At 71.1% G+C, this 23,611-nt stretch carries 20 protein-coding genes and 2 tRNA genes; 15 read left to right on the top strand and 7 right to left on the bottom strand.

Annotated features, from left to right (window positions below):
* Positions 1-14: 14 nt before the first annotated feature.
* Entirely contained in the window at positions 15-1,058 is a 1,044-nt protein-coding gene (locus CRP27_RS05890) for an LLM class flavin-dependent oxidoreductase (RefSeq protein WP_097179814.1), read from the top strand.
* Here CRP27_RS05890 and CRP27_RS05885 read toward each other — a convergent pair.
* The 5 genes from CRP27_RS05885 to CRP27_RS05865 all read right to left on the bottom strand — a co-directional run bounded on the left by CRP27_RS05885 (position 1,055) and on the right by CRP27_RS05865 (position 6,532).
* Complete coding sequence (locus CRP27_RS05885; RefSeq protein ID WP_097179813.1) at positions 1,055-1,675, bottom strand: response regulator transcription factor; 621 nt, start codon at positions 1,673-1,675, stop codon at positions 1,055-1,057. The genes CRP27_RS05890 and CRP27_RS05885 overlap by 4 nt on opposite strands.
* Positions 1,672-2,697, bottom strand: coding sequence for a sensor histidine kinase (locus CRP27_RS05880; RefSeq protein ID WP_097179812.1), 1,026 nt, complete (start codon positions 2,695-2,697; stop codon positions 1,672-1,674). Before CRP27_RS05880 ends, CRP27_RS05885 begins: the two co-directional genes overlap by 4 nt.
* Positions 2,698-2,840: 143 nt before the next feature.
* A tRNA-Pro gene (locus tag CRP27_RS05875) sits at positions 2,841-2,914 on the bottom strand.
* Positions 2,915-3,017: 103 nt separating this feature from the next.
* On the bottom strand, positions 3,018-3,974 hold the full coding sequence (locus tag CRP27_RS05870; protein ID WP_097179811.1) for a metallophosphoesterase: 957 nt from the start codon (positions 3,972-3,974) through the stop codon (positions 3,018-3,020).
* On the bottom strand, positions 3,971-6,532 hold the full coding sequence (locus CRP27_RS05865) for a transglycosylase domain-containing protein (protein WP_097179810.1): 2,562 nt from the start codon (positions 6,530-6,532) through the stop codon (positions 3,971-3,973). Before CRP27_RS05865 ends, CRP27_RS05870 begins: the two co-directional genes overlap by 4 nt.
* A 50-nt stretch (positions 6,533-6,582) precedes the next feature.
* Here CRP27_RS05865 and CRP27_RS18165 point away from each other — a divergent pair, with 50 nt between their 5' ends.
* Both CRP27_RS18165 and CRP27_RS05860 read left to right on the top strand, forming a co-directional pair.
* Positions 6,583-6,741, top strand: coding sequence for a hypothetical protein (locus CRP27_RS18165; protein WP_167590892.1), 159 nt, complete (start codon positions 6,583-6,585; stop codon positions 6,739-6,741).
* Entirely contained in the window at positions 6,738-7,199 is a 462-nt protein-coding gene (locus tag CRP27_RS05860; protein WP_097179809.1) for a RidA family protein, read from the top strand. Before CRP27_RS18165 ends, CRP27_RS05860 begins: the two co-directional genes overlap by 4 nt.
* Positions 7,200-7,277: 78 nt before the next feature.
* Here the strand turns inward: CRP27_RS05860 and acs are convergent, their stop codons facing one another.
* Complete coding sequence (gene acs, locus CRP27_RS05855; RefSeq protein ID WP_097179808.1) at positions 7,278-9,242, bottom strand: acetate--CoA ligase; 1,965 nt, start codon at positions 9,240-9,242, stop codon at positions 7,278-7,280.
* Between the two features lie 637 nt (positions 9,243-9,879).
* Between acs and CRP27_RS05850 the strand changes: the two genes are divergently transcribed.
* The 10 genes from CRP27_RS05850 to CRP27_RS05805 all read left to right on the top strand — a co-directional run bounded on the left by CRP27_RS05850 (position 9,880) and on the right by CRP27_RS05805 (position 19,079).
* A complete protein-coding gene (locus tag CRP27_RS05850; RefSeq protein WP_097179807.1) occupies positions 9,880-10,878 on the top strand; it encodes a TadA family conjugal transfer-associated ATPase in 999 nt (332 codons plus the stop codon).
* Positions 10,875-11,735 carry a type II secretion system F family protein gene (locus CRP27_RS05845; RefSeq protein ID WP_097179806.1) on the top strand — a complete coding sequence of 287 codons (861 nt, stop codon included), beginning with the start codon at positions 10,875-10,877 and terminating at the stop codon, positions 11,733-11,735. Before CRP27_RS05850 ends, CRP27_RS05845 begins: the two co-directional genes overlap by 4 nt.
* Positions 11,736-11,818: 83 nt before the next feature.
* Positions 11,819-12,025, top strand: a complete 207-nt coding sequence (locus CRP27_RS05840; RefSeq protein ID WP_255257456.1) for a DUF4244 domain-containing protein — start codon at positions 11,819-11,821, stop codon at positions 12,023-12,025.
* Positions 12,026-12,056: 31 nt separating this feature from the next.
* Positions 12,057-12,362: a TadE family type IV pilus minor pilin gene (locus CRP27_RS05835; RefSeq protein WP_176505482.1), complete on the top strand. Its 306-nt coding sequence runs from the start codon at positions 12,057-12,059 to the stop codon at positions 12,360-12,362.
* A 473-nt stretch (positions 12,363-12,835) separates the two neighbouring features.
* Positions 12,836-15,634: a type I DNA topoisomerase gene (topA, locus tag CRP27_RS05830; protein ID WP_097180306.1), complete on the top strand. Its 2,799-nt coding sequence runs from the start codon at positions 12,836-12,838 to the stop codon at positions 15,632-15,634.
* Positions 15,631-16,266 (top strand): dTMP kinase, encoded by a 636-nt coding sequence (gene tmk, locus CRP27_RS05825; RefSeq protein ID WP_097179804.1) that lies wholly within the window; start codon positions 15,631-15,633, stop codon positions 16,264-16,266. The genes topA and tmk overlap by 4 nt, the downstream gene beginning before the upstream one ends.
* Before the next feature lie 25 nt (positions 16,267-16,291).
* Positions 16,292-17,434 carry a DNA polymerase III subunit delta' gene (locus CRP27_RS05820; RefSeq protein ID WP_097179803.1) on the top strand — a complete coding sequence of 381 codons (1,143 nt, stop codon included), beginning with the start codon at positions 16,292-16,294 and terminating at the stop codon, positions 17,432-17,434.
* A gap of 256 nt (positions 17,435-17,690) precedes the next feature.
* Complete coding sequence (locus CRP27_RS05815) at positions 17,691-18,320, top strand: TetR/AcrR family transcriptional regulator (RefSeq protein ID WP_097179802.1); 630 nt, start codon at positions 17,691-17,693, stop codon at positions 18,318-18,320.
* 44 nt (positions 18,321-18,364) lie between these two features.
* Positions 18,365-18,440, top strand: a tRNA-Thr gene (locus CRP27_RS05810).
* A 258-nt stretch (positions 18,441-18,698) separates the two neighbouring features.
* Positions 18,699-19,079, top strand: coding sequence for a hypothetical protein (locus tag CRP27_RS05805; RefSeq protein ID WP_141399699.1), 381 nt, complete (start codon positions 18,699-18,701; stop codon positions 19,077-19,079).
* Positions 19,080-19,254: 175 nt separating this feature from the next.
* On the opposite strand, the gene CRP27_RS05800 is transcribed toward CRP27_RS05805, so the two are convergent.
* Complete coding sequence (locus CRP27_RS05800; RefSeq protein WP_097179800.1) at positions 19,255-20,925, bottom strand: HAD family acid phosphatase; 1,671 nt, start codon at positions 20,923-20,925, stop codon at positions 19,255-19,257.
* 138 nt (positions 20,926-21,063) lie between these two features.
* On the opposite strand from CRP27_RS05800, the gene CRP27_RS05795 reads away from it, so the two are divergent.
* Both CRP27_RS05795 and dacB read left to right on the top strand, forming a co-directional pair.
* Positions 21,064-22,047, top strand: a complete 984-nt coding sequence (locus CRP27_RS05795; protein WP_097179799.1) for a Gfo/Idh/MocA family protein — start codon at positions 21,064-21,066, stop codon at positions 22,045-22,047.
* A 51-nt stretch (positions 22,048-22,098) separates the two neighbouring features.
* Positions 22,099-23,595, top strand: a complete 1,497-nt coding sequence (dacB, locus tag CRP27_RS05790) for a D-alanyl-D-alanine carboxypeptidase/D-alanyl-D-alanine-endopeptidase (protein WP_097179798.1) — start codon at positions 22,099-22,101, stop codon at positions 23,593-23,595.
* Positions 23,596-23,611 lie beyond the last annotated feature (16 nt).

Here is a 23,611-nt window from a genome sequence, read left to right as displayed (position 1 = left end):
ACGTTGGTGACCACATGAGCGACGCATCCGTGCACCTGTCCGTCCTCGACCTGGCCACGCGCGAGTACGGCCAGTCCAACACCGAAGCCCTGCAGGGCTCCATCGACATGGCGGTGCACGCCGAGAAGCTCGGCTACGAGCGCTTCTGGGTCGCCGAGCACCACGGCATGCCGGGCATCACCTCGTCCGCGCCGGCGGTGCTGCTGAGTGCCGTGGGGGCCGCGACCTCCACGATCCGGATCGGCTCCGGTGGCGTGATGCTGCCGAACCACGCGCCGCTCGTCGTGGCGGAGCAGTTCGGCACGCTCCGTGCGCTCTACGGCGACCGGGTCGACCTCGGTCTGGGGCGCGCACCGGGGACGGACGGGGCGACCGCGATGGCGCTGCGCCGGACCGACCGCCTCGACGTCGACGACTTCCCCGACCGGCTCGCCGACCTCATCGGCTTCTTCACCGGGATGGACGCGGAGAACCCCCTGTCCCGGATCCGGGCCGTCCCCGGCTACGGCGACGTCCCGGAGTTCTGGCTGCTCGGGTCCTCCGGGTACAGCGCGCAGGTCGCCGGTGCGCTCGGCGTCTCGTTCGCGTTCGCGCACCACTTCGCGTCGGACAACACCGAGGCGGCGCTCGCCCTGTACCGCGACTCGTTCCGCCCGTCGCGCTTCCGGCAGACGCCCAACGCGCTGATCGGCGTGCAGGTCGTCACCGACGAGGACCCGACGATCGTCGACGAGCAGAGCGCCCCCGGGATGATCTCGTTCATCCGGATGCGCCAGGGTGCGAAGCCCGAGCCGGTGTCGATGGAGGAAGCGCGGGCCTACGAGTTCAGCGACCTCGAGCGGCGGTTCATCGCGGCGCGCACGGAGCGGCAAGCCTACGGGAACGCCGAGCAGGTGGCCGCGAAGATCAACGCGCTCGTCGAGTCGACCGGGGCGGACGGCGTCATCGTCGCTCCCGGTGCGGCGCAGGCGCGGTACCGGCACCAGGCGCTCGACGTCGTGGCCGGGCTGCACGCCGACGGTCGCCTGGTGCGCGCCGGGGCGGGAGCGTCGGTCTAGGCGAGGAGTCCGAGACGCGTCGCGGTCGCGATCGCGGCGACGCGGGACCCCACGTCGAGCTTCCGGAAGACGTTGTAGACGTGTCGTTTGACCGTGCCCACCGCGAGGCCGAGGTCCGCGGCGATCTCGGCGTTCGACCGTGCGGCGGCGATGAGCCGCAGGACCTCGAGTTCGCGGTCGCTGAGCGGTGAGCCCGCGCGGGCCTCGGTGACGAGGTCGATCGGGAACGTCACCGGTGCTGCGTCGGTGCTCGTCGCCCGGACGATCCGATCGACGAGCTCGCGGCTCGGGGTGTCCTTCGTCACGAAGTCCACCGCGCCCGCGTCGAGCAGCGCGCGGCGGAGCACGGCGTCGCGGTGCATGGTCAGCACGACGACGGCGATGCCCGGGTGGTTCCGGCGCACGGTGGCGATCGTGGTCCGTGCCGGGGGGCCGTCGAGTTCCACGTCGAGGAGCAGGACGTCGATCGCCTGTGCCTCGGGGGAGTCGAGCACGTCGGCCGGGCGCTCCCCGTGCGCGACGACACGGATGGTCGGCACCGACGACAGGATCGTCGCCAGCCCCTCACGGAACAGCCGGTGGTCGTCGACGATCGCGACGTGCGTGATGCCGGTCACAGCGCACCCACCGGGAGCGCCAGCCGCACGGTCGTGCCGGCCCCTGGTGCGCTCTCGACGGTCAGCACCGCACCGATGAGGCCAGCTCGTTCGCGCATCGTCAGCTGGCCGAGTCGACCGTCGGACGCCGCCGTGGTGTCGAATCCAGGGCCGTCGTCGGAGACCGTCACCGTGACAGCCCGGTCCGTCCAGTCGAAGTGCACCGTGGCCGTCGACCCGGACGCGTGCTTCCGCCAGTTCGTCAGCGCCTCGAGCAGGATCGTGAGGGCCTCCTCGGCCTTCCAGTTCGGCAGCGTCACCGGTGTGCCGGACGACGCGATCGCGACGGCGCTCTCGGCGGGGAAGAGGTCCCGCGCGTGCCGGGCGAGCGCGGCGTCGAGGTGGTCGTCGCCGACCCGGGCGTGGAGCGAGACCGCCAGGTCCTGCACCTCGCCGAGCGCGCCGCGGAGGAGCCGTGCCGCGTCCTCCAGCTGGGCGGTCCGTGCCGGCGCAGGGGGATCGGTCAGCAGGGTCAGGTCGATGCGCTGCAGGCCCGCGAGGATCCCGTGCGCCACCCGGTCGTGCAGGTCACGGGCGATCTGCGTCCGGGAGTCCATGTGCGCCGTCGTGACGCGTTGCCGGAGTGCCTCGGTGTACGCGATCGCCCCGGCCGGGAACCGGCTCCAGACACCGGCGTGCAGCGCCCTGGTGGCCCGGAGGACGTCGGCCGTGGTCGATGCGCCGACCTCGTCGACGAAGACCGGCAGGTAGGCGTCGAACAGGACCTCGGCGGCGAGCATCGCGCCGGCCGGGTGCTGGGCGTGCTCGGCGTGCAGGGCACCGGTCGCGAGGTGCGCGGGGTCGAGGTACGAATCGCTCACGACGCTCGACTCGACGCCGGCGGCGTACCGTTCGTGCGCCTCGGCGATCATCGACGTGACGTTCTCGAGCAGGCTCTGGGCCATCACCGGATCGTCGGCGAGTTCGGGGAAGCGCGCACCGATCTGCGCGAGGACGGAGGCGAGCGGCGCGGGGATGTCCATGGCGGATCGAGCGTATCTCGACCGCGACGATCGCCATCCGCTGGCGACGGTGGATGGGCCCGCGGACACATGCTGACGACGGGAAAGCAGAAGGCCCTGGTTCCGGAGAACCAGGGCCTTCTTCGTACTGTCTCAACACAGTGTCGGGGTGACAGGATTTGAACCTGCGACCTCCTCGTCCCGAACGAGGCGCGCTACCAAGCTGCGCCACACCCCGCGGTGTGATCGCTCCGTGGCCGGAGCAACCCCAGAAGTCTATCCGATGATCCGGTGTGCTCGTGACCATCGAGCGAACTCCCGGGCGCGTCGCGCTGGAGGGGTCAGTCGGTGCGCGCGGTCAGCGTGACGACCACTGCTTCGGGACGGCACGAGAACCGCACCGGCGCGTAGATCGACGTGCCGAGCCCCGCCGAGACCTCGAGCCACGACCAGTGCCCCCGGTGCTGCCACTTGTGCAGCCCGCTGACGTACCGGCGCGGCAGGTCGCAGTTCGTGACGAGCGCACCGACCCCGGGGACCTGGACCTGTCCACCGTGGGTGTGGCCGGCGAAGACGATGTCGGCACCCTGCGTGACGAAGGCGTCGAGTACACGACGGTACGGAGCGTGCGTGATGCCGATCGCGACGGGGGCGGGGCCGTCCTCGTCCTCGGACCACGGGACGTCGCCGCGCATCTCGTCGACGTTCGTCGGCAGGAGGTCGAGCCGGTCCCATCCGCGGTGCGCGTCGGACGTGCCGAAGAGCTCGAAGCGGGACCCCTTGAGCTCGATCGCGTGGGCGTGGTCGTTGACGTCGAGCCAGCCGAGCGACTCGAAGAAGGCGGTCTGTCGGTCGATGTCGAGCTCGACCGGGCGCCGCTCCGAGTGCATCTGGCTCGGGCCGGTGAAGTACTTGAACGGGTTGCGCGGCGACGGACCGTAGAAGTCGTTGGACCCGTACGCGAAGGCTCCCGGCACCCCGCGGAACGGTTCGAGCGCGTACTCGACCGCTGCGTTCGCCGTCGGGTGCCCGAGGTTGTCGCCGGTGTTCACGATGAAGTCCGGCTCGACCAGGCTCAGGTCACGCAGCCACTGCTGCTTGTCGGCCTGCCACGGTGCCATGTGGATGTCCGACAGGTGCAGGACGACGACGTCGCGCGACCCCGGTGGGAGGACCGGGACGGTCTCCCACCGGATGCCGAAGCGACGGCGCTCGACGAGCGATCCCCAGGCCGCGGAGGCGGCACCGACGGCCGCGCCTGCTGCGAGGACCCCCAACGCGGCGCGACCGCGGGTCACTTGCAGTCCTTGGGGGCCTTGCCGTTCTTGTCGCCGTAGAGCGTCAGTGTGACGGTCGAGTCCTTGCCGGCGTTCGTGTGCACGCCCGGGTCGACTGCAGCGACACGGCACTCCTTGTCGCCGCCGCCCTTCGCGTACTGCTCGGCGATCGCCACGTTGGTGAGTCCGACCTCGTTCAGCTGCGCCCGTGCGTCGTTCAACGGCTTCCCGGTCACGGACGGGACCGTGATCTGCGATCCGTCCGAGGTGTAGACGGTGACACTCGATCCGCTCGACAGGAGCGACCCAGCGGCCGGGGAGGTCGAGGACACGGTGCCGGCCTTGGCAGCACCCGGCTGGGCTCCGCCGTCGACGTAGGTGAAACCGGCCGAGGCGAGTGCGGCCTTGGCATCCGCGGCGGTCTTGCCCGTCACGTCCGGGATGGCCTTGCTGTTGCCGCGGAGCGCCGAGGCGGACGGGTCGGTGAACGGACCGGCCGGGTAGAGCGCGTTCAGCGGGGTCTGCGCCTGACGCCAGACGCCGGCGCGGGCACCCGCGTAGGTCCCGTTGACGCCGTTGCTGTAGTGACGGAGGTTGTTCTTGCCGCCGTCGGTGTTGCCCTGCCAGTACGCGGTCGCGACGCGGGAGCTGCCGCCCACGAGCCAGATCTGGTCGGCGTCGTCGGTGGTGCCGGTCTTGCCGAACAGCTGGGTGCCGTCGGGCGTCTGCGCCCCGACCGCGGTGCCGCCCGAGATGGTGCGCTTCATGGCGTACACGGCCGACTGCGCGACCGAGGGGTCGACGACCTGCTTGCAGCTCTTCGGCTGCCCGCCCAGGCTCTTGCCCTCGGCGTTCGTCACGTTGTCGATCGCGATCGGGGCGCAGTACGTGCCGTTGTTCGCGATGCCGGCGTACGCGGCGGCCATCGTCAGCGGCGCGATGTTGTTCGTGCCGAGGATGGAGGACGGGTACGAGTTCAGCTCGGTCTTGTCGTCACCGGAGTGCACGCCGAAGTCCTCCGCCGTCTGCTTGATGTCGCAGAGGTCGAGCTTCGCGCCCATCGAGGCGAAGGCCGCGTTCACCGACGCAGCCGTGGCCGCGATGACGGTGTAGTTGCCCCGCTCACCAGCGGAGTCGTTCTTCGGCGCCCAGTTCGTGTAGGTCGGTTCGCCACAGTGCTGCCACACGGGGGTGTTGTGCGGCGTGCCGTTCACGACCTCGTTCAGACCGTGCCCGGCCTTGAGCCAGTCGAGCAGCGTGAAGACCTTGTACGTCGATCCCACCTGGAAGCCGATGCCGCCGCCGTACTTCTTGTCGACGCTGTAGTTGATCGACGTCGACGTCGGCGGGGACTTCAGGGACTGGTCGTAGTCCTTGTTCTGCGCCATGGTCAGGATGCGGCCGGAACCGACCTCGACCGAGTCGAGTGCGGCACCGAGCTTGAACGCGGTCTCGGCCTTGTTGTCGTAGGTGTTGAGCACCTGCTTCTGCTGCGCGTTCGCGTCGATGTCGAGCGTCGTCTGGATCTTGTAGCCGCCGTTGCGCCAGGCGGTGTTGCGCTCCTTCTGCGTGGCGCCGAGCTGGGACATCTCCTTGACGACCTGCACCGCGTAGTCGCAGAAGAACTGCGAGCCGTCGCCGACGGAGGCCTTGCAGCCCTGCGACGGCTGGGTCAGGTGGACGTAGTCCTTCGGGTTCGACGCGATCGCCTGGTCGTACTCGGCCTTCGTCAGGTGCTTCTGCGCGTACATCGACTTGAGGATGACGTTGCGGCGCGCGACGTTGGCGTCGTAGTACTTCGGGTTCGACAGGTTTCGCGTGTTCGGGGACTGCACGATCGCGAGGATCGATGCAGCCTCGGCCGGAGTGAGGTCGGTCGCGCTCTTGTTGTAGTAGTGCTGCGCGGCTGCCTGCACGCCGTAGGTCTGGTCGCCGAAGTACGCGATGTTGAGGTACCCGGTGAGGATCTCCTTGTGGGTGTACTTCTTCGCGAGCCCGATCGCGAGCTTCATCTCCTCGAGCTTGCGGGGGATGGTCTGCTCGACCGCGTCGTTGTACGCCTTGAGGCGCTCCTCCTGCGTGGGGAGCTCGAGCGCCTGGTTCATCTTGATGTTGCGGACGAGCTGCATCGTCAGCGTCGAACCGCCGCCGGACTCACCGAGCCCGCCGGCGAGCGAACCCACACCCGCGCGGATGAGCGAGGTCATGTCGACGCCGCCGTGCTCGTAGAAGCGCTTGTCCTCGCCGTCGATGGCCGCGTTCTTCAGCTGGTCGCTGATCTGGTCGAACTTGAGCTCCTGGCGGTTCTGGTCGTAGACCGTCGCGAAGTGCACGCTCTTGCCGCCCTGGTACGCGTACAGCTCGTTGCGCTGCGGGAGGTCACCGATCTCGATGTACTCCGGCAGGGACTCGAACACGCCGATCGTGGACGTCGTCGTGACACCGGCCACCGCGATCGCGGGGGTGACACCGATCGTGACGAGCAGACCGGCGAGCACACTGAAACCGACGAAACCGACGAAGGCGCCGACTGCAGAGACGGGCTTGGTCCGCGAGGCAGACGTCTTCTGGGCAGACATAGGATGCAGCCTAAACGACACCGCCGACTGAAAGGCTGGCAAGGATCTCCATGACTCGCTGGGAATACTTCACCGCCCCACTGCTCATCCACAACACCACCGCGATCCTCAACAACTTCGGGGACGAGGGCTGGGAGCTGGTCCAGGTCGTCACCGGCCCGGAGGGCGGCCTGGTGGCCTACCTGAAGCGCCCGAAGGCCGACGCGTGAGCGTCGCGGAGCGGCTCGTCGAACTCGGCCTGACGATCCCGGCGGTGGCCGCCCCGGTCGCCGCCTACGTCCCGGCCGTCGTCACCGGCGGGTACGTGTACACGGCCGGCCAGCTGCCGTTCGTCGACGGCGCACTGCCCGTGACGGGCAAGGTCGGCGCGACGGTCGACGCCGAGACCGCGACGGGCGAGGCCCGGACCGCGGCGCTGAACGCCCTCGCGGCCGTGCAGTCCGTCGCCGGCTCGCTCGACCGCGTCGCGCGCGTCGTCAAGGTGACGGTCTTCGTCGCGAGCGACCCGTCCTTCACCGGCCAACCGGGCGTCGCGAACGGCGCCTCCACCCTCGTCGGTGAGGTCTTCGGCGACGCCGGCGTCCACGCGCGCAGCGCGGTGGGCGTCGCAGTGCTCCCGCTGGACGCACCGGTCGAGGTCGAGCTGGTGGTGGAACTCACCGACTGACGGACCGTCAGCAGCGCGCGTCACGCGAGCCGCGCCTCCAGTCCGGACCGACTGGAGGCGCGGCTCGCGTCGTTCCCGCTACATGAGTTCCGAGATGGTCGCCATGATCGTCGGGTCGGCCAGCGTCGTCGTGTCACCGATCCGGCGGCCCTCGGCCGCGTCGCGGAGCAGCCGTCGCATGATCTTGCCGGAGCGCGTCTTCGGCAACTCCGGGACGATCACGACCTGGCGTGGCTTCGCGATCGCGCCGATCCGCTTGCCGACCCAGTTGCGGAGCTCCGTCGCCGCCGAGTCGCGGTCGACGTCGGCTGCTGCCTCGGCGGTCAGGATGACGTACGCGACGACCGCCTGTCCCGTGGTCTCGTCGGCGGCACCGACGACGGCCGCCTCGGCGACGCCCTCGTGCCCGACGAGTGCGGACTCGATCTCCGCCGTCGACAGGCGGTGTCCGGAGACGTTCATGACGTCGTCGACGCGGCCCTGGATCCAGATGTCGCCCTGGCCGTCGAGCCGCGCGCCGTCGCCCGCGAAGTACCGGCCCGGGAACCGCGACCAGTACGTCTCGACGAACCGGTCCGGGTCGCCCCAGATGCCGCGTGCCATCGACGGCCACGGTTCCGTGATGGTGAGGTAGCCGCTCTCACCGGGGTCAGCACGGTTGCCGTCGTCGTCGACGATCTCCGCGACGATGCCGGGCAGGGGTGTCTGCGCGGCACCGGGCTTGAGCTTCGTGACCCCGGGCAGGGCGGAGATCATGATCGCGCCGGTCTCCGTCTGCCACCACGTGTCGACGATCGGCGTGCGGTCGTGGCCGATGACCTGCCGGTACCAGTTCCAGGCCTCGGGGTTGATCGGCTCGCCGACGCTGCCGAGCAGGCGGAGGGTCTCGAGGCTGCGGGCCTCCGGGATCTCGCGCCCGGCCTTCATGGCGGCGCGCACCGCGGTCGGTGCCGTGTAGAGGACCGTCACGCCGTACGCGTCGACGAGGTCCCACCAGCGGCCGGGCTTCGGCTCGTCCGGGGTTCCCTCGTACAGGACCTGCGTGACGCCGTTCGCGAGCGGGCCGTAGACGACGTAGGAGTGCCCGGTGATCCAGCCGATGTCGGCCGTGCACCAGTAGACGTCCTTCTCCGGGTGCATGTCGAACACGTTCTTGTGCGTGTACGCCGCCTGGGTCAGGTAGCCGCCGGAGGTGTGCACGATGCCCTTCGGCTTCCCGGTCGTCCCCGAGGTGTACAGGATGAAGAGCGGGTTCTCGGCGGGGAACGCCTCGGGGGTGTGCTCGGGCGCGGCCTTCGCGAGCTCGTCGTGCCACCAGAGGTCTCGGTCGTTCCAGGCGATCTCGTTGCCGCCGCGCTTGACGACCAGCACGTGCTCGACGCTGCCGGTGCCGTCGCCCTCGAGGGCTTCGTCGACGGCGGGCTTGAGCGCCGAGACCGCGCCGCGCCGCCAGCCGCCGTCGGCCGTGACGACGAGCTTCGCGCCGGCGTCCTCGATGCGGGCGCGGAGGCTCTCGGCGCTGAACCCGCCGAACACTACGGAGTGCACCGCGCCGATCCGTGCGACCGCGAGCATCGTCACGACGGCCTCGGGGATGAGCGGGAGGTAGACCACGACGCGGTCGCCGTGCCCGACGCCGAGGTCGGTGAGCATGTTCGCGGCGCGCTGGACCTCGGCGGTGAGCTCGGCGTACGTGATCCGCCGGGTGTCGCCGGGAGCTCCTTCGAAGTGGATCGCCACGCGGTCGCCGTTGCCGGCACGGACGTGGCGGTCGAGGCAGTTCTCGGCGACGTTGAGCGTGCCGTCGGCGAACCACTTCGCGAACGGGGCGCCGGACCAGTCGAGGGTCTGCGTGAACGGTGTGCGCCAGTCGAGCAGGGTGCGGGACTGCTCGGCCCAGAACGCCTCGCGGTCGGATGCCGCGGCCTCGTGGAGGTCGGCACCGGCCACCGCGTCGGCGACGAACTCGGGCGACGGCGGGAAGGTCGCGGGGTCGTCGCGGCCTCCGTCGTGGCGGGGATCGGTCTGGGTCGGAGCGGACATCGATGTCCTTTCGCGTCGTTGCGGCAGGGGTGCAGTCGGAGAATACCCCTCGGGCTGGGGCCGGTGCGGTCGCGTGTCGTCGGGGGTGGCGGGCCTCGCGCGGGCGCGTCCGCCGGGGGTGCAGGCTGCGCGCGTTCCCGTCCACCGGGACCGGCGCGCCCGGAAGTCGTGTCGGGGGTTGCCGAGCAGGGGTGATCGTGGGGTACAGTAGATCCCGCTGGACTCGTTTCCGGCGGCAACGGTTCGGATTCCCCCCAATCCACCGATGTCAAGGCGGCACCTGTTCCCCCCAACCGGTGCCGCCTCTTCTGTTTTCCGGACTCGGACCAGCCATCCACGGTCACCCGGCACCACACCGATCTGCCTCGATCCGCACGGGGACGCCGAACAGTGGACAGACCTGTCCATGCTCTTGCATGCACTCGACCGTCGCCGCGCGTCCGGTTTGTTGCGTTCGCCAACTGCCGGTGACCCCGCTCCTCCGCGCTCCGGCCCCGGTTGGGCAGCAGACACCGAGCGGGGTACGGGGTTGTGCTTCGGGGTACAAAACGGTCCGCTGGTGTGTACACGGCAGTCCTCTCCACCGATGGTGCACGAACGCGGTCTTTCCTGCGTGCAGTTCCTACTGTCTCCTTCCATGCACCGACACCGGGCCCACGCCCCGTTCCTTCCCGGCACCGCACCCCCGACGCGACGCCGCGCCGTGTCCGCAGCCGACTTCGAGGAACTCGCCGCACTGGTCGGCGACGCCGCCGTCACGGACGTGCTCGTGATCGGCGGCACGGGCACCTGGGTCGATCGGGGGAACGGACTCGAGCGTGACGGACCCGAGCTCCCCGAGGGCCGCGTCCGGGAGCTCGCGACGGAGCTCGTCGCGCGGGGTGGCCGGCACGTCGACGAGACCACGCCCTGCGCCGATGTCCGGCACGGTGACGGCATCCGCGTCCACGTCGTGCTCGCACCCGTGTCGGTCGGCGGCACCGCCGTGTCCATCCGACTGCCACGCCCCGGGCCGTCGACCCTGTCGTCCCTCGAACGGTCCGGCACCTTCGCCCGCGTCCCTCGGTCGGTGGTCGAACACGCCGTCGAGACGCGCCGCAACGTGCTCGTCACGGGGGCGACCGGCAGCGGCAAGACGACGATGCTCGCCGCGATGCTGGGCGCGGTGCCGCACGACGAGCGGATCGTGACGATCGAGGACGTCGCCGAACTCCGCATCGACCACCCGCACGTGGTCCGACTCGAGGCCCGGCAGGCCAACGCCGAAGGAACCGGTGCGCTCGGTCTCGAACGCCTCGTGCGGGAGGCCCTGCGCATGCGCCCGGACCGCATCGTGGTGGGGGAGTGCCGGGGCGCCGAGGTCCGGGAACTCCTGTCGGCGCTCAACACCGGGCACGACGGCGGCGCCGGGACCGTGCACGCGAACGGACTCGCAGACGTCGCCGCCCGGCTCGAAGCGCTCGGCGCCCTCGCCGGGCTCGGGCCCGACGCCCTCGCCCGGCAGGCCGTGAGTGCGTTCGACCTCGTCCTGCACGTGGAGCGCCGCGGCGGACGTCGCCGGCTCGGGGCAGTGGGGTCGCTCCGGGTCGGTGCGGACGGGAGGCTCGACGTGCGTCCGGTGGACCGCCCACGGTGACCAGGCGTCCGGGTCCACGGCCGCGCGACGCCGCGGACGACGCCCGCACGGTGGACCGCGTCGCGACCCTCGTCGCGGCCGGCGTGCCGCCGCCACGCGCCTGGGAGCTGGCGGGCGGTCTCCCGCGGAGCGGTACACCGGCCTGGGACGACGTCCGGGCCGTGCTGCGCGTCGCCGAGCACACCGGCGCACCCGTGGCCACCACGCTCCGTGCACTCGCCCGAGCGCTCCGACGCTCCGCGGCCTCGGACCGCGCCGTCCGCGTCGCGCTCGCCGGGCCGCGCGCGAGCGCCCGGGTGGTGCTCGCGCTGCCGGCGTTCGGCCTGCTGCTCGGGTCGACGTGGGGCGCCGGAGCGGTGCAGGTCCTCGTCGGCACGCCGATCGGCTGGACGTGCTGCGTCCTCGCAGCGGTCCTCGTCGTGCTCGGACGGACGTGGACGGCGCGACTGGTCCGTCGAGCGACCCCGGACGGACGCGTGCCGGGCATCCTCCTCGACGCCTGGGCCGTCGCGGTGGCCGGGGGCGGGTCGTGGGCTGCCGGTGGTCGTGCCGTGCAGGCGGCGTTCGGTCCGCCCGTGTCGACCGTCCCCTCGCAGGCGCGCCGAAGAGAAGAAGAGCGACTCCGCGAGGTCCTCGGGCTGGCCCAGCGCGCCGGCGTCCCCGCGGCGGCACTGCTCCGAGCCGCTGCCGAGGACGTCCGCGACGACGCCGCCGCCGCCGGGCTCGAGGCCGCCGAACGCCTGGCCGTCCGTCTGGTCCTGCCGCTCGGCGTGTGCGTGCTCCCGGCGTTCGTGCTCGTCGGGGTCGTCCCCGTCGTCGTCGGGGTCCTCTCCTCCACCGTCGTCGACGGCGGGTGACCGTCCACAGATCCGGTCCGCGGGCCGCGACGGGCACCCACCGGTCACGATGCTGGAGCCATCGCACCAGGAAGGACGGAACCATGACCGACACACCCACCACCCACCGCTCGAGGCTGGGGGCGCGACTCCGGCACCGACTGCGGGACGACCGCGGCTCGGCCACGGCGGAGTACGCCGTCGTCATCCTCGCAGCGGTCGCCTTCGCCGGGGTCCTCGTCGCGGTGATGCGCTCCGGCGAGGTCCAGTCGATCCTCACCGAGCTGGTCCGTGGCGCACTCTCCCTCTGACCGGCCCGCCGGGAGCGGGGAGCGCGGGTCCGTGAGCGTCGAGTTCGCGGTCGTGCTCCCCGTCGTCGTCCTCGTGCTGACCTCGTTGGTCGCCGCCGTGCTCGTCGTCGACGGACTCGGTCGGCTGCAGCTCGCGGCGGCGACGGCTGCCCGGGCGATCGGGCGCGGCGACGAGAGCGCCGGTCGCAGCGTGCTCGACCGGATCGCGCCCGGCGCCGCTGTGACCGTCCGGCGCGGCGACGACGTCGTGTGCGTCGAGGCCGCGCGTGCCGGCACCGGTCCGTTCTCCCTCGTCCCGTTGCGGGCGACCGGGTGTGCTGCGGACGGTGGACGATGAGCCCGGCCCGACGAGCACTCCGCTCGGCCGCGTCCGACAGCGGGTCCGCGACCATCGTGGTCACGGCGGTGGTCGCGGTGGCGTTCCTCATCGTCGCCGGGGCGCTCGCCGCAGCAGGGCTCCGGGTCGCGACGGTCCGCGCGCAGGCGGCAGCCGACGCAGCCGCCCTGGCTGCCGCGGCGTCCGTCGTGGGGCTCGTCCCGGGCGACCCCTGCGTCCTCGCGGCGCTTGTGGCGACGGCGCACCGTGCGGCCGTCGACAGCTGCCGGACCGCGGCGGCGACCGCGCGGCTCCGGGTCCTCGTCCGCGGCGGACCGTTCGCCGTGGGCGCAGTCGCGGTCGCCGGTCCGGCGGACGACCGGCCAGAACTCTATGTGTATGGTGTGGCTGTCGGCCCCCGGTCACCGGTGCCCCGGTCGACCCGGACGCGCTCGTCGTCCAGGGCCGACGCGCACCATCGATCAAGGAGACACGTGCCAGGCACGAAGAAGCTCGTCATCGTCGAGAGCCCCGCGAAGGCCAAGACGATCGCGCAATACCTCGGGGACGGATACGAGGTCCAGGCGTCCGTCGGACACATCCGGGACCTCGTCGAGCCCAAGAACCTGCCCGCCGAGCTCAAGAAGGGCTCCCTCGGCAAGTTCTCGGTCGACGTCGACAACGGCTTCGAGCCCTACTACGTCGTGTCCGACGCCAAGAAGAAGACGGTCGCCGAGCTCAAGCGGGCACTGAAGGACGCCGACGAGCTCTACCTCGCAACTGATGAGGACCGCGAGGGTGAGGCCATCGCGTGGCACCTGCTCCAGGTCCTCAAGCCCAAGGTGCCCGTCAAGCGCATGGTCTTCCACGAGATCACGAAGGAGGCGATCCAGCGCGCGCAGGAAGCCACCCGAGAGCTCGACACCGCCCTCGTCGACGCGCAGGAGACCCGCCGCATCCTCGACCGGCTGTACGGGTACGAGGTCTCGCCCGTGCTCTGGCGGAAGATCGGCCCCGGCCTCTCGGCCGGTCGCGTGCAGTCCGCTGCGACCCGCCTCGTGGTCGAGCGTGAGCGCGAGCGTCTCGCGTTCGTGTCCGCGAACTACTGGGACCTGAGCGCCCGGTTCGAGAAGGAGGGCGACGCCGCCTTCACCGCCCGGCTCGCCCGGGTGCAGGGCACGCGTGTCGCCTCCGGCCGTGACTTCGACGACCGCGGCGCGCTGAAGGGCGACGCCGTCCGCCTCGACGAAGCCGCCGCCGCCGCGCTGACCACGGTCCTCGAACGCGCCGGTGACGCCACCGTCCGGAGCGTCGAGTCGAAGCCGTACACCCGGCGTCCGGCCGCGCCGTTCACGACGTCGACCATGCAGCAGGAGGCCGCCCGCAAGCTCCGCCTCTCGCCGAGGCAGACCGCCCGTGCCGCACAGACGCTGTACGAGAACGGCTACATCACCTACATCCGTACCGACTCGGTCAACCTCTCCAAGCAGGCGCTCGACGCCGCCCGGAAGCAGGCCGCCGACCTCTACGGCGCAGCGACCGTGCCGGACAAGCCGCGCGTCTACGCGAGCAAGAGCAAGAACGCCCAGGAAGCCCACGAGGCGATCCGTCCCGCTGGCGACACGTTCCGCACCCCGTCGCAGCTCGAGGGCACCCTGACCGGTGTCGAGTGGCGGCTCTACGACCTCATCTGGAAGCGCACCATCGCCTCCCAGATGGCCGACGCCAAGGGATCGACGGCGTCGATCGTGCTCGGCATCACGTCGGACGAGTCGGTCGAGGGCATCGCGTCGACCTCGAAGGGCACCGACGCGGAGTTCACCGCCTCCGGAACCGTGATCACCTTCCGCGGGTTCCTCAACGCCTACGAAGAAGGCAAGGACGAGGACCGCCACGAGTCCTCGGACCGCTCGGGCAACGACGTCGCCCTGCCGGACGTCAAGGAGGGCGAGCACCTCGGTGTCGACGACGTGGTCGCCAAGGGGCACGACACCACGCCCCCGCCGCGCTACACCGAGGCGAGCCTGATCAAGACGCTGGAGGACCTCGACATCGGGCGTCCGTCCACCTTCCCGACGATCAGCCCGACGATCATCGACCGTGGCTACGTCTCGCTGCGCGGCACCCAGCTCGTGCCGAACTGGATCGCGTTCAGCGTGGTCCGGCTGCTCGAGGACTACTTCGGTGACCTCGTGCAGTACCAGTTCACGGCCGACATGGAAGCCGACCTCGACAAGATCGCGAACGGCGACGCCGACCGGGTGGACTGGCTCAAGGGCTTCTACTTCGGTGGTGGCGACCAACGCGGTCTCCGCACGGTCATCGACAACCTCGGGGAGATCGACGCGCGCGAGATCAACTCCGTCGAACTCGCTCCGGGCCTGACGCTGCGCATCGGCCGGTACGGCCCGTACATCGAGGTCCCGAGCGACGACCCCGAGAAGCCCCGCCGCGTCAACGTGCCGGAGGACCTCGCGCCCGACGAACTCACCGCCGAGAAGGCGCGCGAGCTCGTGGACGCACCGGTGCTCGGTGACCGTGTCGTCGGCATCAACCCGGAATCCGGGAAGGAGGTCCTCGCGAAGGACGGCCGGTTCGGTCCGTACGTGACCGAGCGCACCCCGGAGCCGGAGCCCGCCGTCGACCCGACCACCGGCGAGGTCCTCGAGGCCGCCGCGGCACCCGCTGCCGCCGAGGCCGAGACGACCACTGCGAAGGCCGCCGGGACGAAGACGGCCGCCAAGAAGGCCCCGGCGAAGAAGACCACGAAGAAGGCCGCTGCACCGAAGGAGCGCACCGCGTCGCTCTTCAAGTCCATGGACCCCCAGACGGTCGACCTCGAGACGGCTCTCAAGCTGCTCGACCTGCCCCGCACGGTGGGCAAGGACCCGGAGTCCGGCGACGACATCACGGCGCAGAACGGTCGCTACGGCCCGTACCTGAAGAAGGGCACCGACACCAGGACCCTGCCGAGCGAGGACGCGATCTTCGACATCGACCTGCCCGGTGCCCTCGAACTGTTCGCGCAGCCGAAGTACGGCGGACGCCGTGCCGCGAGCGCCGCGCTCAAGGAGTTCGACGCCGACCCGGTGTCCGGCAAGCCGATCAAGATGAAGGACGGCCGGTTCGGGCCCTACGTCACCGACGGTGAGACGAACGCGACGATCCCGCGCGGCGAGGACGTCGAGGCCGTCGACCACGCCCGCGCCGTGCAGCTCATCGCGGACAAGCGAGCCAAGGGCCCGGTGAAGAAGAAGGCACCGGCCCGGAAGCCGGCGGCCAAGAAGAAGTGACCGGTCGGTTCATCACGCTCGAGGGCGGCGACGGCGCGGGGAAGACCACGCAGGCGGAGCTCCTGACGGCGTGGCTCGAGGAGCACGGCAGCACGGTGGTCCGTACCCGTGAACCCGGCGGCACCGACCTCGGGGTGCGCATCCGCGAGATCGTGCTGCACGAGCGCGGGCACGTGGCACCCCGCGCCGAGGCCCTGCTCTACGCCGCCGACCGTGCGCACCACGTCGAGACGCTCGTCCGGCCGGCGATCGCGCGCGGAGACGTCGTCCTGCAGGACCGCTACATCGACTCGTCGGTCGCGTACCAGGGCGTCGCCCGGGGCCTCGGCGCCGAGCACATCCGCTCGGTGTCCGACTGGGCGTCGGACGGACTCACCCCGGACCTCACGATCCTGCTCGACCTCGACGTGACCGTCGGTCGTGCCCGGGTCGCGGCGGCGCGCGGCGACACGTTCGACCGGCTCGAGGCCGAGGCCGAGGCGTTCCACGAGACGGTCCGCCGTGCGTTCCTGGACATGGCGGCCGCCGAGCCGGAGCGGTTCCTGGTCGTCGACGCGGCAGCACCGGCCGACGAGGTGCAGCGCGCGATCCGCACCGCTGTGGCGCCGCTGGTGGGGATCGTCGAGGCATGACGGTGGCGACTGGCAGGATGACCACGTGAGCGTGTGGGACGGCCTGACCGGGCAGGAAGAGGCAGTCGCCTCGCTGCGGAACGCCGCCGAGTCGCCCGACGGCACGGGCGGCATGACGCACTCGTGGCTCATCACGGGTCCGCCCGGGTCCGGACGGTCGAACGTCGCGTCGGCGTTCGCGGCCGCGCTCGTCGGCAACGGCCCCGACGACGACCACACCCTGCAGCAGATCACCGCGAAGACCCACCCCGACGTCTCGGTGCTCACCACGCAGCGGGTCATCATCACGATCGACGAGATCCGGCAGCTCGTCACGTCCTCGCACTACTCGCCGTCCGTCGGGCGGTACCGCGTGGTGATCATCGAGGACGCCGACCGCATGACCGAGCGCACCTCGAACCTGCTGCTCAAGGCGCTCGAGGAACCCCCGGAGCGCACCGTGTGGATCCTCTGCGCCCCGAGCGAGGCCGACCTGCTGCCGACGATCCGCTCCCGGGTCCGCTCGGTGCGCCTGCGGGTCCCCGGCATCGAGTCGGTCGCCGACCTCCTCGTCGCGCGCACCGGTGTCGACCGTGCCCTCGCGATGGACGCCGCCCGGCAGGCGCAGAGCCACATCGGTATGGCGCAGCGGCTGGCCACGAGCGAGGACGCCCGCGACCGTCGGCGTCGCACCCTCACGACGGTGCTCGGCGTCCGGACCGTCGGCGACGCCGTGATGGCCGCCGCGGACCTGCTCGCCGTCGCCGACGAGGACGCCAAGGCGATCACGCAGCAGCGTGACTCCGAGGAACGCGACGCGGCACTCCGGTCCCTCGGCATCGAGCCGGGCGGCACCATCCCGCCGGCGCTCCGCTCGCAGTTGCGGGTGCTCGAGGAGGACCAGAAGCGTCGGGCGACCCGGAGCCTCCGGGACGGCCTGGACCGCATCCTGGTGGACGTCTCCTCGCTGTACCGCGACCTGCTGCTGCTCGGCCTGGGGGCGCCCGCCGAGCCGGTCAACGTCGCGATGCGCGAGCACCTCGACCACGCGCTGCAGTCGGTGCCGCCGGCCGCTGCGCTCGAGGTCCTCGACGCCATCGCGCTCGCCCGGCAGCGGATCGCGGCCAACGTCGCGGCGCTCCTCGCGCTCGAGGCGCTCCTCGTGACCATCTCCCGCGCGAGGCGCTGACCGCATCACGCTGCGTCGTCCGCATCGTGCGAGGCCCGCGCGAGTGTGCGAGCGGAAGCGTCTCGCACCATGCGCGGAGCCTCGCACGTTGCGCCCGCCGCATGGCGATCAGACGCCGTCGAGCCGGCCACGTGCCGTGCACGCAACCACGTGCGTGACGGGCCTAGCGATGCGGGACCGCGCCGCGCCTCCAGGCCGGTCCCACCCTGTGACGTGCCCCGCCATGTTGCACGGCCGCGCGTGGGACAATCGCCGCATGTCCGACGCAGAACCCGGCCTGCGCGAGCGGAAGCGCCGCGCCACCCGACTCGCGATCCAGCAGGCCGCGCTCCGCATCGCGATCGAGGACGGCCTCGCGGCGGTGACCGTCGACGAGATCTCACGCCGCGCCGACGTCTCTCCGCGGACGTTCTTCAACTACTTCCCGAACAAGGAGGGCGCGATCCTCGGGGACGACCCGACCCTGCCCGACGATGCCGCGCTCGCGGACTTCGTCGCGGGTGGGCCGAAGGGTGACCTGCTGGCCGACCTCGGGTCGCTGCTCGTGCACTCGACCCGCGAACTCATCGAGGAGCGCGGGCTCATCGAGGAACGGCAGCAGGTGCTCCGCGCCGCGCCCGAGCTGTTCAGTCGGCGCATGGAGTCGATGAAGGAGTTCCAGGCCGAGATCGAGCGTGCCGTGGTCGCCCGGCTCGAGGGCGCGGGCACCACCACCGAGCCCGTCGCACTGCGCCGCCGGGCCCGCCTGGCGTCGCTCGTCGCCCTCGCAGCGTTGCGGCACGCCTGGTGGGAGTGGTCGGACGCCGGTTCGGACACGCACCTGGTCGACGAGCTCGAGCGGTCGTTCGCTGACCTCGACGCGCTGGTTTCGCGTTCGCTCGTCTGAACCTGTATAGTTGTGACCCGTGCCGCTCCGGCAACGGAGCGTCCGCCGCCTTAGCTCAGTCGGCAGAGCGATTCACTCGTAATGAATAGGTCGTCGGTTCGATTCCGACAGGCGGCTCCACGAAAGCCCCGGTCAGACATGCTTCTCGCATGTTCGACCGGGGCTTCTTCGCGTTGCCGGGTGCACCCGTGCTCGTCGGGGTGGGCACGCCGACACCGGTGATCCTGGCCGATCGGACAGCGGGACGGTGGTCGATCGACCACCGCACCTGTCGAACCGGCCGGTGCGGGTCGTCCGAAGGGCTGACGCATCCGGTACCGCCCGGAACTACCTTCGTCACCGGGTCAGCGATTCCGCTGGCAGAGGGGTAGGGGACGAATGAAGATACGGACCAGGGTCGCGATGGCGGCCGCATCGATCGCGATCATCGCCGGGGGAGCCGGAGCGGTCCCGACCGCGGCCAACGCCGCGGGCAGCACGAACTACGCGTGCTTCAACGGCGGCGGTGCCCCCATCCAGTACACGAGCAAGACCAGCCCCTCGAAGTGCGACGGCGGCATCTACCGGATCTCGAAGAGCGGCAAGGTGGTCGTCCAGATCGATCTGCGCCACACGAAGACCTGGGCGGACTTCGTCGCGCGCGTGAAGCGGGCGCACAAGTCCGCGAACCAGTACTGCGTCGACAACCCGACGGACTGCATCATCTACAGCACGATCGGTGCCGCACTGCTCGCGCCGCTCCTCGCCGCGAGCAGCTAGCAGTCAGCAGCTAGCTGACCGACGGCACGACGACGGAGCCGAGCGGCGGTCTGCCCGTCGACGACGACGAAGCCCCCACGAGATCGCTCGTGGGGGCTTCGTTCGTTCCGGGGCATGCGCCGCGGACGGTCCGAGCAACCCGACCGGGGGCGTCCGCGTCCGAGCGGGCCGTGCCTCAGGGCAGGTAGTACGTCGGGTTCGGCAGCTTCATACTGCGGTCCGCCGACCCGCCGAGCAGGTCGCTGTACTGGTCACCGAAGTTGGCGACGACGTCGAAGCGGCCGCCGGCACGCGACTCGATGTGCGCCCGCGTCTGCGACTTGTACTCGACCGTGGTGCACTTCGCCGTGGCGCAGGTCACGTACGACGGCTGCTGCGAGGTCCCGACGCCGGTCCACTTCGTGTAGTACGTCTGCACGCCGCGCTGGGTGGCGGCGAACTGCGGGTACCCGACGTTCCGGAGGTTCTCGATCGTCGCGGTCTTCTGGTCGTCGTTCCGTCCGGTGAGGCCGATGATCGTGCAGCCCGAGCGCTGGGCGACGGACACGAGCGAGGTCATCGGCGGGGTGGCCGGGAATCGCTCGTCCTGGACCCACTCGTCCTGGCGGGCGGGGTCGAAGACGAAGTGCATGTCCGCGACCTCCATGTCGTAGGTCCACAGGGTGGTGTCGTCGGCGTCGAGGACGATCGCGGGGTTGCGGTGCAGCTTCCGTCCGACGGCGCACTGGGCGGCGACGACGGGAGCCTGGCGGGTCACGATGCTGCGCATCTCGCGGATGTAGGGGGAGTCGGTGCGGTTCGCGAGGCCGGTGCCGGGGTCGCCGTAGTACGTGGCGATGGTCTTCTTGACGGAGTCGATGTTCGGGATGCCCTCACCGCTCTGCGTCGCACCGGAGGACCCGTCGGCCGCCATCGTGAACTGCGTGCGCGGCGTCAGCCGGGGCTCGGACACGCCGGGCAGGTCCGCAGAAGGAAGGTAGTAGGTGGGGTTCGGCAGCTTCACCGAACGGTCGGCGTACCCGCCCTGCAGGTCGCTCCACTGGTCACCGATGTTGAGGGTGATGTCGTAGCCGAGGTCCTGCTCGATGTGCTTGCGCGTGAGGGCCTTGTACTCGACGGTGGTGCAGCTCGCGGCAGCGCAGGTGATGTACGACGGCTGCTGCGAGGTGCCCTTGCCCGTCCACTTGGTGAAGAACCGGTCCTGCGTGAAGGCGGTGTAGCCGACCTTCGACAGGTTCTGGACGGTCGCGGCCTTCTGGTCGTCGTTCCGCCCGGTCAGCCCGAAGACGGTGAAGCCCATGGCCGAGGCGCGGTTGACGAACCCGACCATCGAGGGGGTGGCGGCGAAGCGCTCGTCCTGCACCCACTCGTCCTGCCGGGCCGGGTCGAAGACGAAGTGCATGTCCGCGACCTCCATGTCGTAGGTCCACAGGGTGGTGTCGTCGGCGTCGAGCACGATGGCCGGCTTCTCGCCGTGGCGGACGGCGGCGTCGTGGATGCGCTGCAGTCCGGCGCTCTGCCGCGCGACGATCGACCGCATCTCGCGGATGTAGGGGGAGTCGGTGCGGTTCGCGAGGCCTGTGCCGGGGTCGCCGTAGTACGTTGCGATGGTCTTCTTGACGGAGTCGATGTTCGGGATCCCCTCGCCGCCCTGGGTGGCGCCGGAGGACCCGTCGGCCGCCATCGTGAAGTGCGTCCGCGGCGTCAGACCGGCGTCGGTCGAGTGGCCCGGCGAGTGTCCTGGCGACCCCCATCCGTGCGCGTTCGCCGGGGTGGTGCCGACGAGGGTGGAGGTGAGGACGATCGCCGCGCTGGTGGCGACGACGGACAGGACGGATCGGCGCATGGATACCTTCTCGGGGAGGGGACGCCCCCGTTCGAGGGGCGTGGCAGCACGCTAGCTGGCAATCGACCGTGGAGTCCATAGCAAAGTGCTGCAGACGGACAGCGGTGTGGCGCGGGGCAGCGCTGGTAGACAGGACGCATGACGGTTCGCTGGGGAGTCATCGGCACGGGCGGCATCGCACGCTCCTTCGTGGGCGATTGCACCGCCGCGGGCATCGAGTTCGTCGCGGTCGGCAGCCGGACGCAGGCGAGTGCCGAGTCGTTCGCGGCGGAGTTCGGGATCCCGCGGGCGCACGGTTCCTACGAGGACCTCGTCGCCGACGACGAGGTCGACGCCGTGTACGTGGCAACGCCGCACTCCCGGCACGCCGAGGACGCCCTGCTCGCGATCGAGGCCGGCAAGCACGTCCTCGTCGAGAAGGCCTTCACGATCACGGCGGACGAGGCCCGTCGGGTCGTCGACGCCGCCCGCCGGGCGGACGTCGCCGTCATGGAGGCGATGTGGACGCGCTTCCTCCCGCAGATGTCGATGATCCGCGAGCTCGTCAGCGAGGGGCGCATCGGGCGGGTCCGACTCGTCGAGGCGACGCACCACCAGGCGCTGCCGAGCGACCCCGCGCACCGGTTGAACGACCCCGCGCTCGGCGGCGGCGCGATGCTCGACCTCGGCATCTACCCGATCTCCTTCGCGGTCGACGTGCTGGGCGTCCCGACGGCGGTGGTGGCCGCTGGCACACTGAGCGAGCAGGGCGTCGACACGCAGATGGGACTGGTGCTCACGCACGAGGGCGGCTCGCAGTCGATGCTGCACTTCGGCCTCGACCTCCGCAGTCCGAACACGGCGTCGGTGATCGGCGAGGACGGCCGGATCGACCTCGACTCCACGTGGTTCACCCCGACGACCTGGCGGCTCCGTGACCGCGACGGCGCGGTCGTCGAGGAGTTCGACGGGCGCGAGGAACTCACCGGCTACGCGCACGAGGTGCGGGCATTCGAGTCGATGGTCACCTCCGGCACCCACGAGGGCGGTCCGATGGACCCCGAGGAGACCATCGCGATCATGGCGCTCATGGACGAGGCACGGCGGCAGGTCGGGGTCCGGTACGCGGCCGACGGCCGCTGACTTCGGATCAGGCCTGGAGGCTCCTCCCGCAGTTCCGTAGGATCGTTCGCGATGTCCGACCAGCAGCCCTCACCGCGCTCCGTCCCGGATCGCCTCCGCGACGCGGCCGCCGTGGTCCGCGCCTCCGTCGCCCGTCGACCGGTGCCCTGGATCGCCGGTGGTCTGGCGGCCGTCCTCGTGCTCGGATCCGGGGGAGCGGTCGCCGTCGCCGCGGCCACGATGCCGACGCCCCGGGCGTCCGAGCGCGCGGTGGCGGACGCGTCGGCCACGGCCAGCCCGTCCGCGACGACGACGGCGGCGCCGACGAGCACCCCGACCCCCGCGGGCCGGGCGGTGCCGAAGGACGCTGCCGGCCCGTCCGCCCTCCGCACCTGCACGATCTCAGCCGCTGCGTCGGCGAGCGGACTCGGTGCGTTCGAGGGGTACGTGATGAACGCGAAGACGGGCGAGGTCCTGTTCTCACGCAACGGTGACAAGGCCGCGCAGACCGGCAGCGTCATGAAGACCCTGACGACGGCGACCGCGCTCGCCGTGCTCGGCGGCGACCACCGCATCCCGACGACCGTGACGAAGGAGTCCGGCGGCGCGATCGCGCTCGTCGGCCACGGCGACGCCACCCTGTCGGCCGGTGGGGCGACCGTCTACCCGGGGGCGCCGACGCTCGGCCAGCTCGCCCAGCAGGTGAAGGCGAAGCTCGGCAGCACCCCGGTGACGACGATCGTCACGGACGACACGTACTGGAACGACGCCGACGCCTGGGACCCGACCTGGCCCGTCAGCGAGCGGACGATCGGCTACCAGCCGAACGTCACGGCGCTCATGGTCGACGGCGACCGGGCGAACCCCGGTGCCGCGACCTCGCCGCGCTCGACCGACCCGGTCGGCCGGGCCGGGGCACTGTTCCGCACGGCGCTCGCGAACGCCGGGGTCGCCGGTGCGGCCAACGCGCAGATCGTGAAGCGGGCCACGACGAGCTCCGACACGATCGCCACCGTGTCGTCGCAGCCGGTGTCGACGCTCATCGGGCAGATGATCCCGAACTCCGACAACACGCTCGCCGAGATGCTCGCGCGGGTGTCGTCGAAGGAGTCCGGCTCGAACGGCTCCGCGGCGTCCTTGACGTCCGTGTACCAGACGGCACTGAGGTCGTACGGCGTCGACCCGTCCGGCATCGTCATCAAGGACGGTTCGGGCGAGAGCGCCGCGAACGCCGTGTCGCCGAACTTCGTCGCCCACCTCATGGTGCAGGTGCAGGCCGGTGCGAAGGGCCTCGGGACGCTCGCGAACGCCCTGCCGGTGTCCGGACAGTCCGGCACGCTCGCCAGCCGGTTCACCGGTGCCAACGCCGTCGCCCGGGGCAAGGTGCACGCGAAGACCGGCTGGATCGACAGCGCGAACACCCTCGGTGGCTACATCGACGCCGCGGACGGCACCCGCCTGACGTTCGCGTTCTACGCCATCGGGTCCTCGCGTGCGGCGGCGCTCCCGGCACTCGACGCGGTCACGGCTGCCACCTACTCGTGCGGGAGCAAGCTCACCGGTTCCTGAGCCGTCGGGTGTTGGA

The organism is Curtobacterium sp. 314Chir4.1, from assembly GCF_900215175.1.
Classification (GTDB): Bacteria; Actinomycetota; Actinomycetes; order Actinomycetales; family Microbacteriaceae; genus Curtobacterium; species Curtobacterium pusillum_A.
This window is presented reverse-complemented; position numbering and strand designations above follow the sequence as displayed.

What these genes read in the sequence shown, in the direction of transcription:
- CRP27_RS05890 (WP_097179814.1), top strand. Translation starts at nt 15, where the DNA reads ATGAGCGACGCATCCGTGCACCTGTCCGTCCTCGACCTGGCCACGCGC.
- CRP27_RS05880 (WP_097179812.1), bottom strand. Translation starts at nt 2,697, where the DNA reads ATGGACATCCCCGCGCCGCTCGCCTCCGTCCTCGCGCAGATCGGTGCG.
- CRP27_RS05865 (WP_097179810.1), bottom strand. Translation starts at nt 6,532, where the DNA reads ATGTCTGCCCAGAAGACGTCTGCCTCGCGGACCAAGCCCGTCTCTGCA.
- CRP27_RS18165 (WP_167590892.1), top strand. Translation starts at nt 6,583, where the DNA reads ATGACTCGCTGGGAATACTTCACCGCCCCACTGCTCATCCACAACACC.
- acs (WP_097179808.1), bottom strand. Translation starts at nt 9,242, where the DNA reads ATGTCCGCTCCGACCCAGACCGATCCCCGCCACGACGGAGGCCGCGAC.
- CRP27_RS05850 (WP_097179807.1), top strand. Translation starts at nt 9,880, where the DNA reads ATGCACCGACACCGGGCCCACGCCCCGTTCCTTCCCGGCACCGCACCC.
- CRP27_RS05840 (WP_255257456.1), top strand. Translation starts at nt 11,819, where the DNA reads ATGACCGACACACCCACCACCCACCGCTCGAGGCTGGGGGCGCGACTC.
- CRP27_RS05815 (WP_097179802.1), top strand. Translation starts at nt 17,691, where the DNA reads ATGTCCGACGCAGAACCCGGCCTGCGCGAGCGGAAGCGCCGCGCCACC.
- CRP27_RS05805 (WP_141399699.1), top strand. Translation starts at nt 18,699, where the DNA reads ATGAAGATACGGACCAGGGTCGCGATGGCGGCCGCATCGATCGCGATC.
- CRP27_RS05800 (WP_097179800.1), bottom strand. Translation starts at nt 20,925, where the DNA reads ATGCGCCGATCCGTCCTGTCCGTCGTCGCCACCAGCGCGGCGATCGTC.
- CRP27_RS05795 (WP_097179799.1), top strand. Translation starts at nt 21,064, where the DNA reads ATGACGGTTCGCTGGGGAGTCATCGGCACGGGCGGCATCGCACGCTCC.
- dacB (WP_097179798.1), top strand. Translation starts at nt 22,099, where the DNA reads ATGTCCGACCAGCAGCCCTCACCGCGCTCCGTCCCGGATCGCCTCCGC.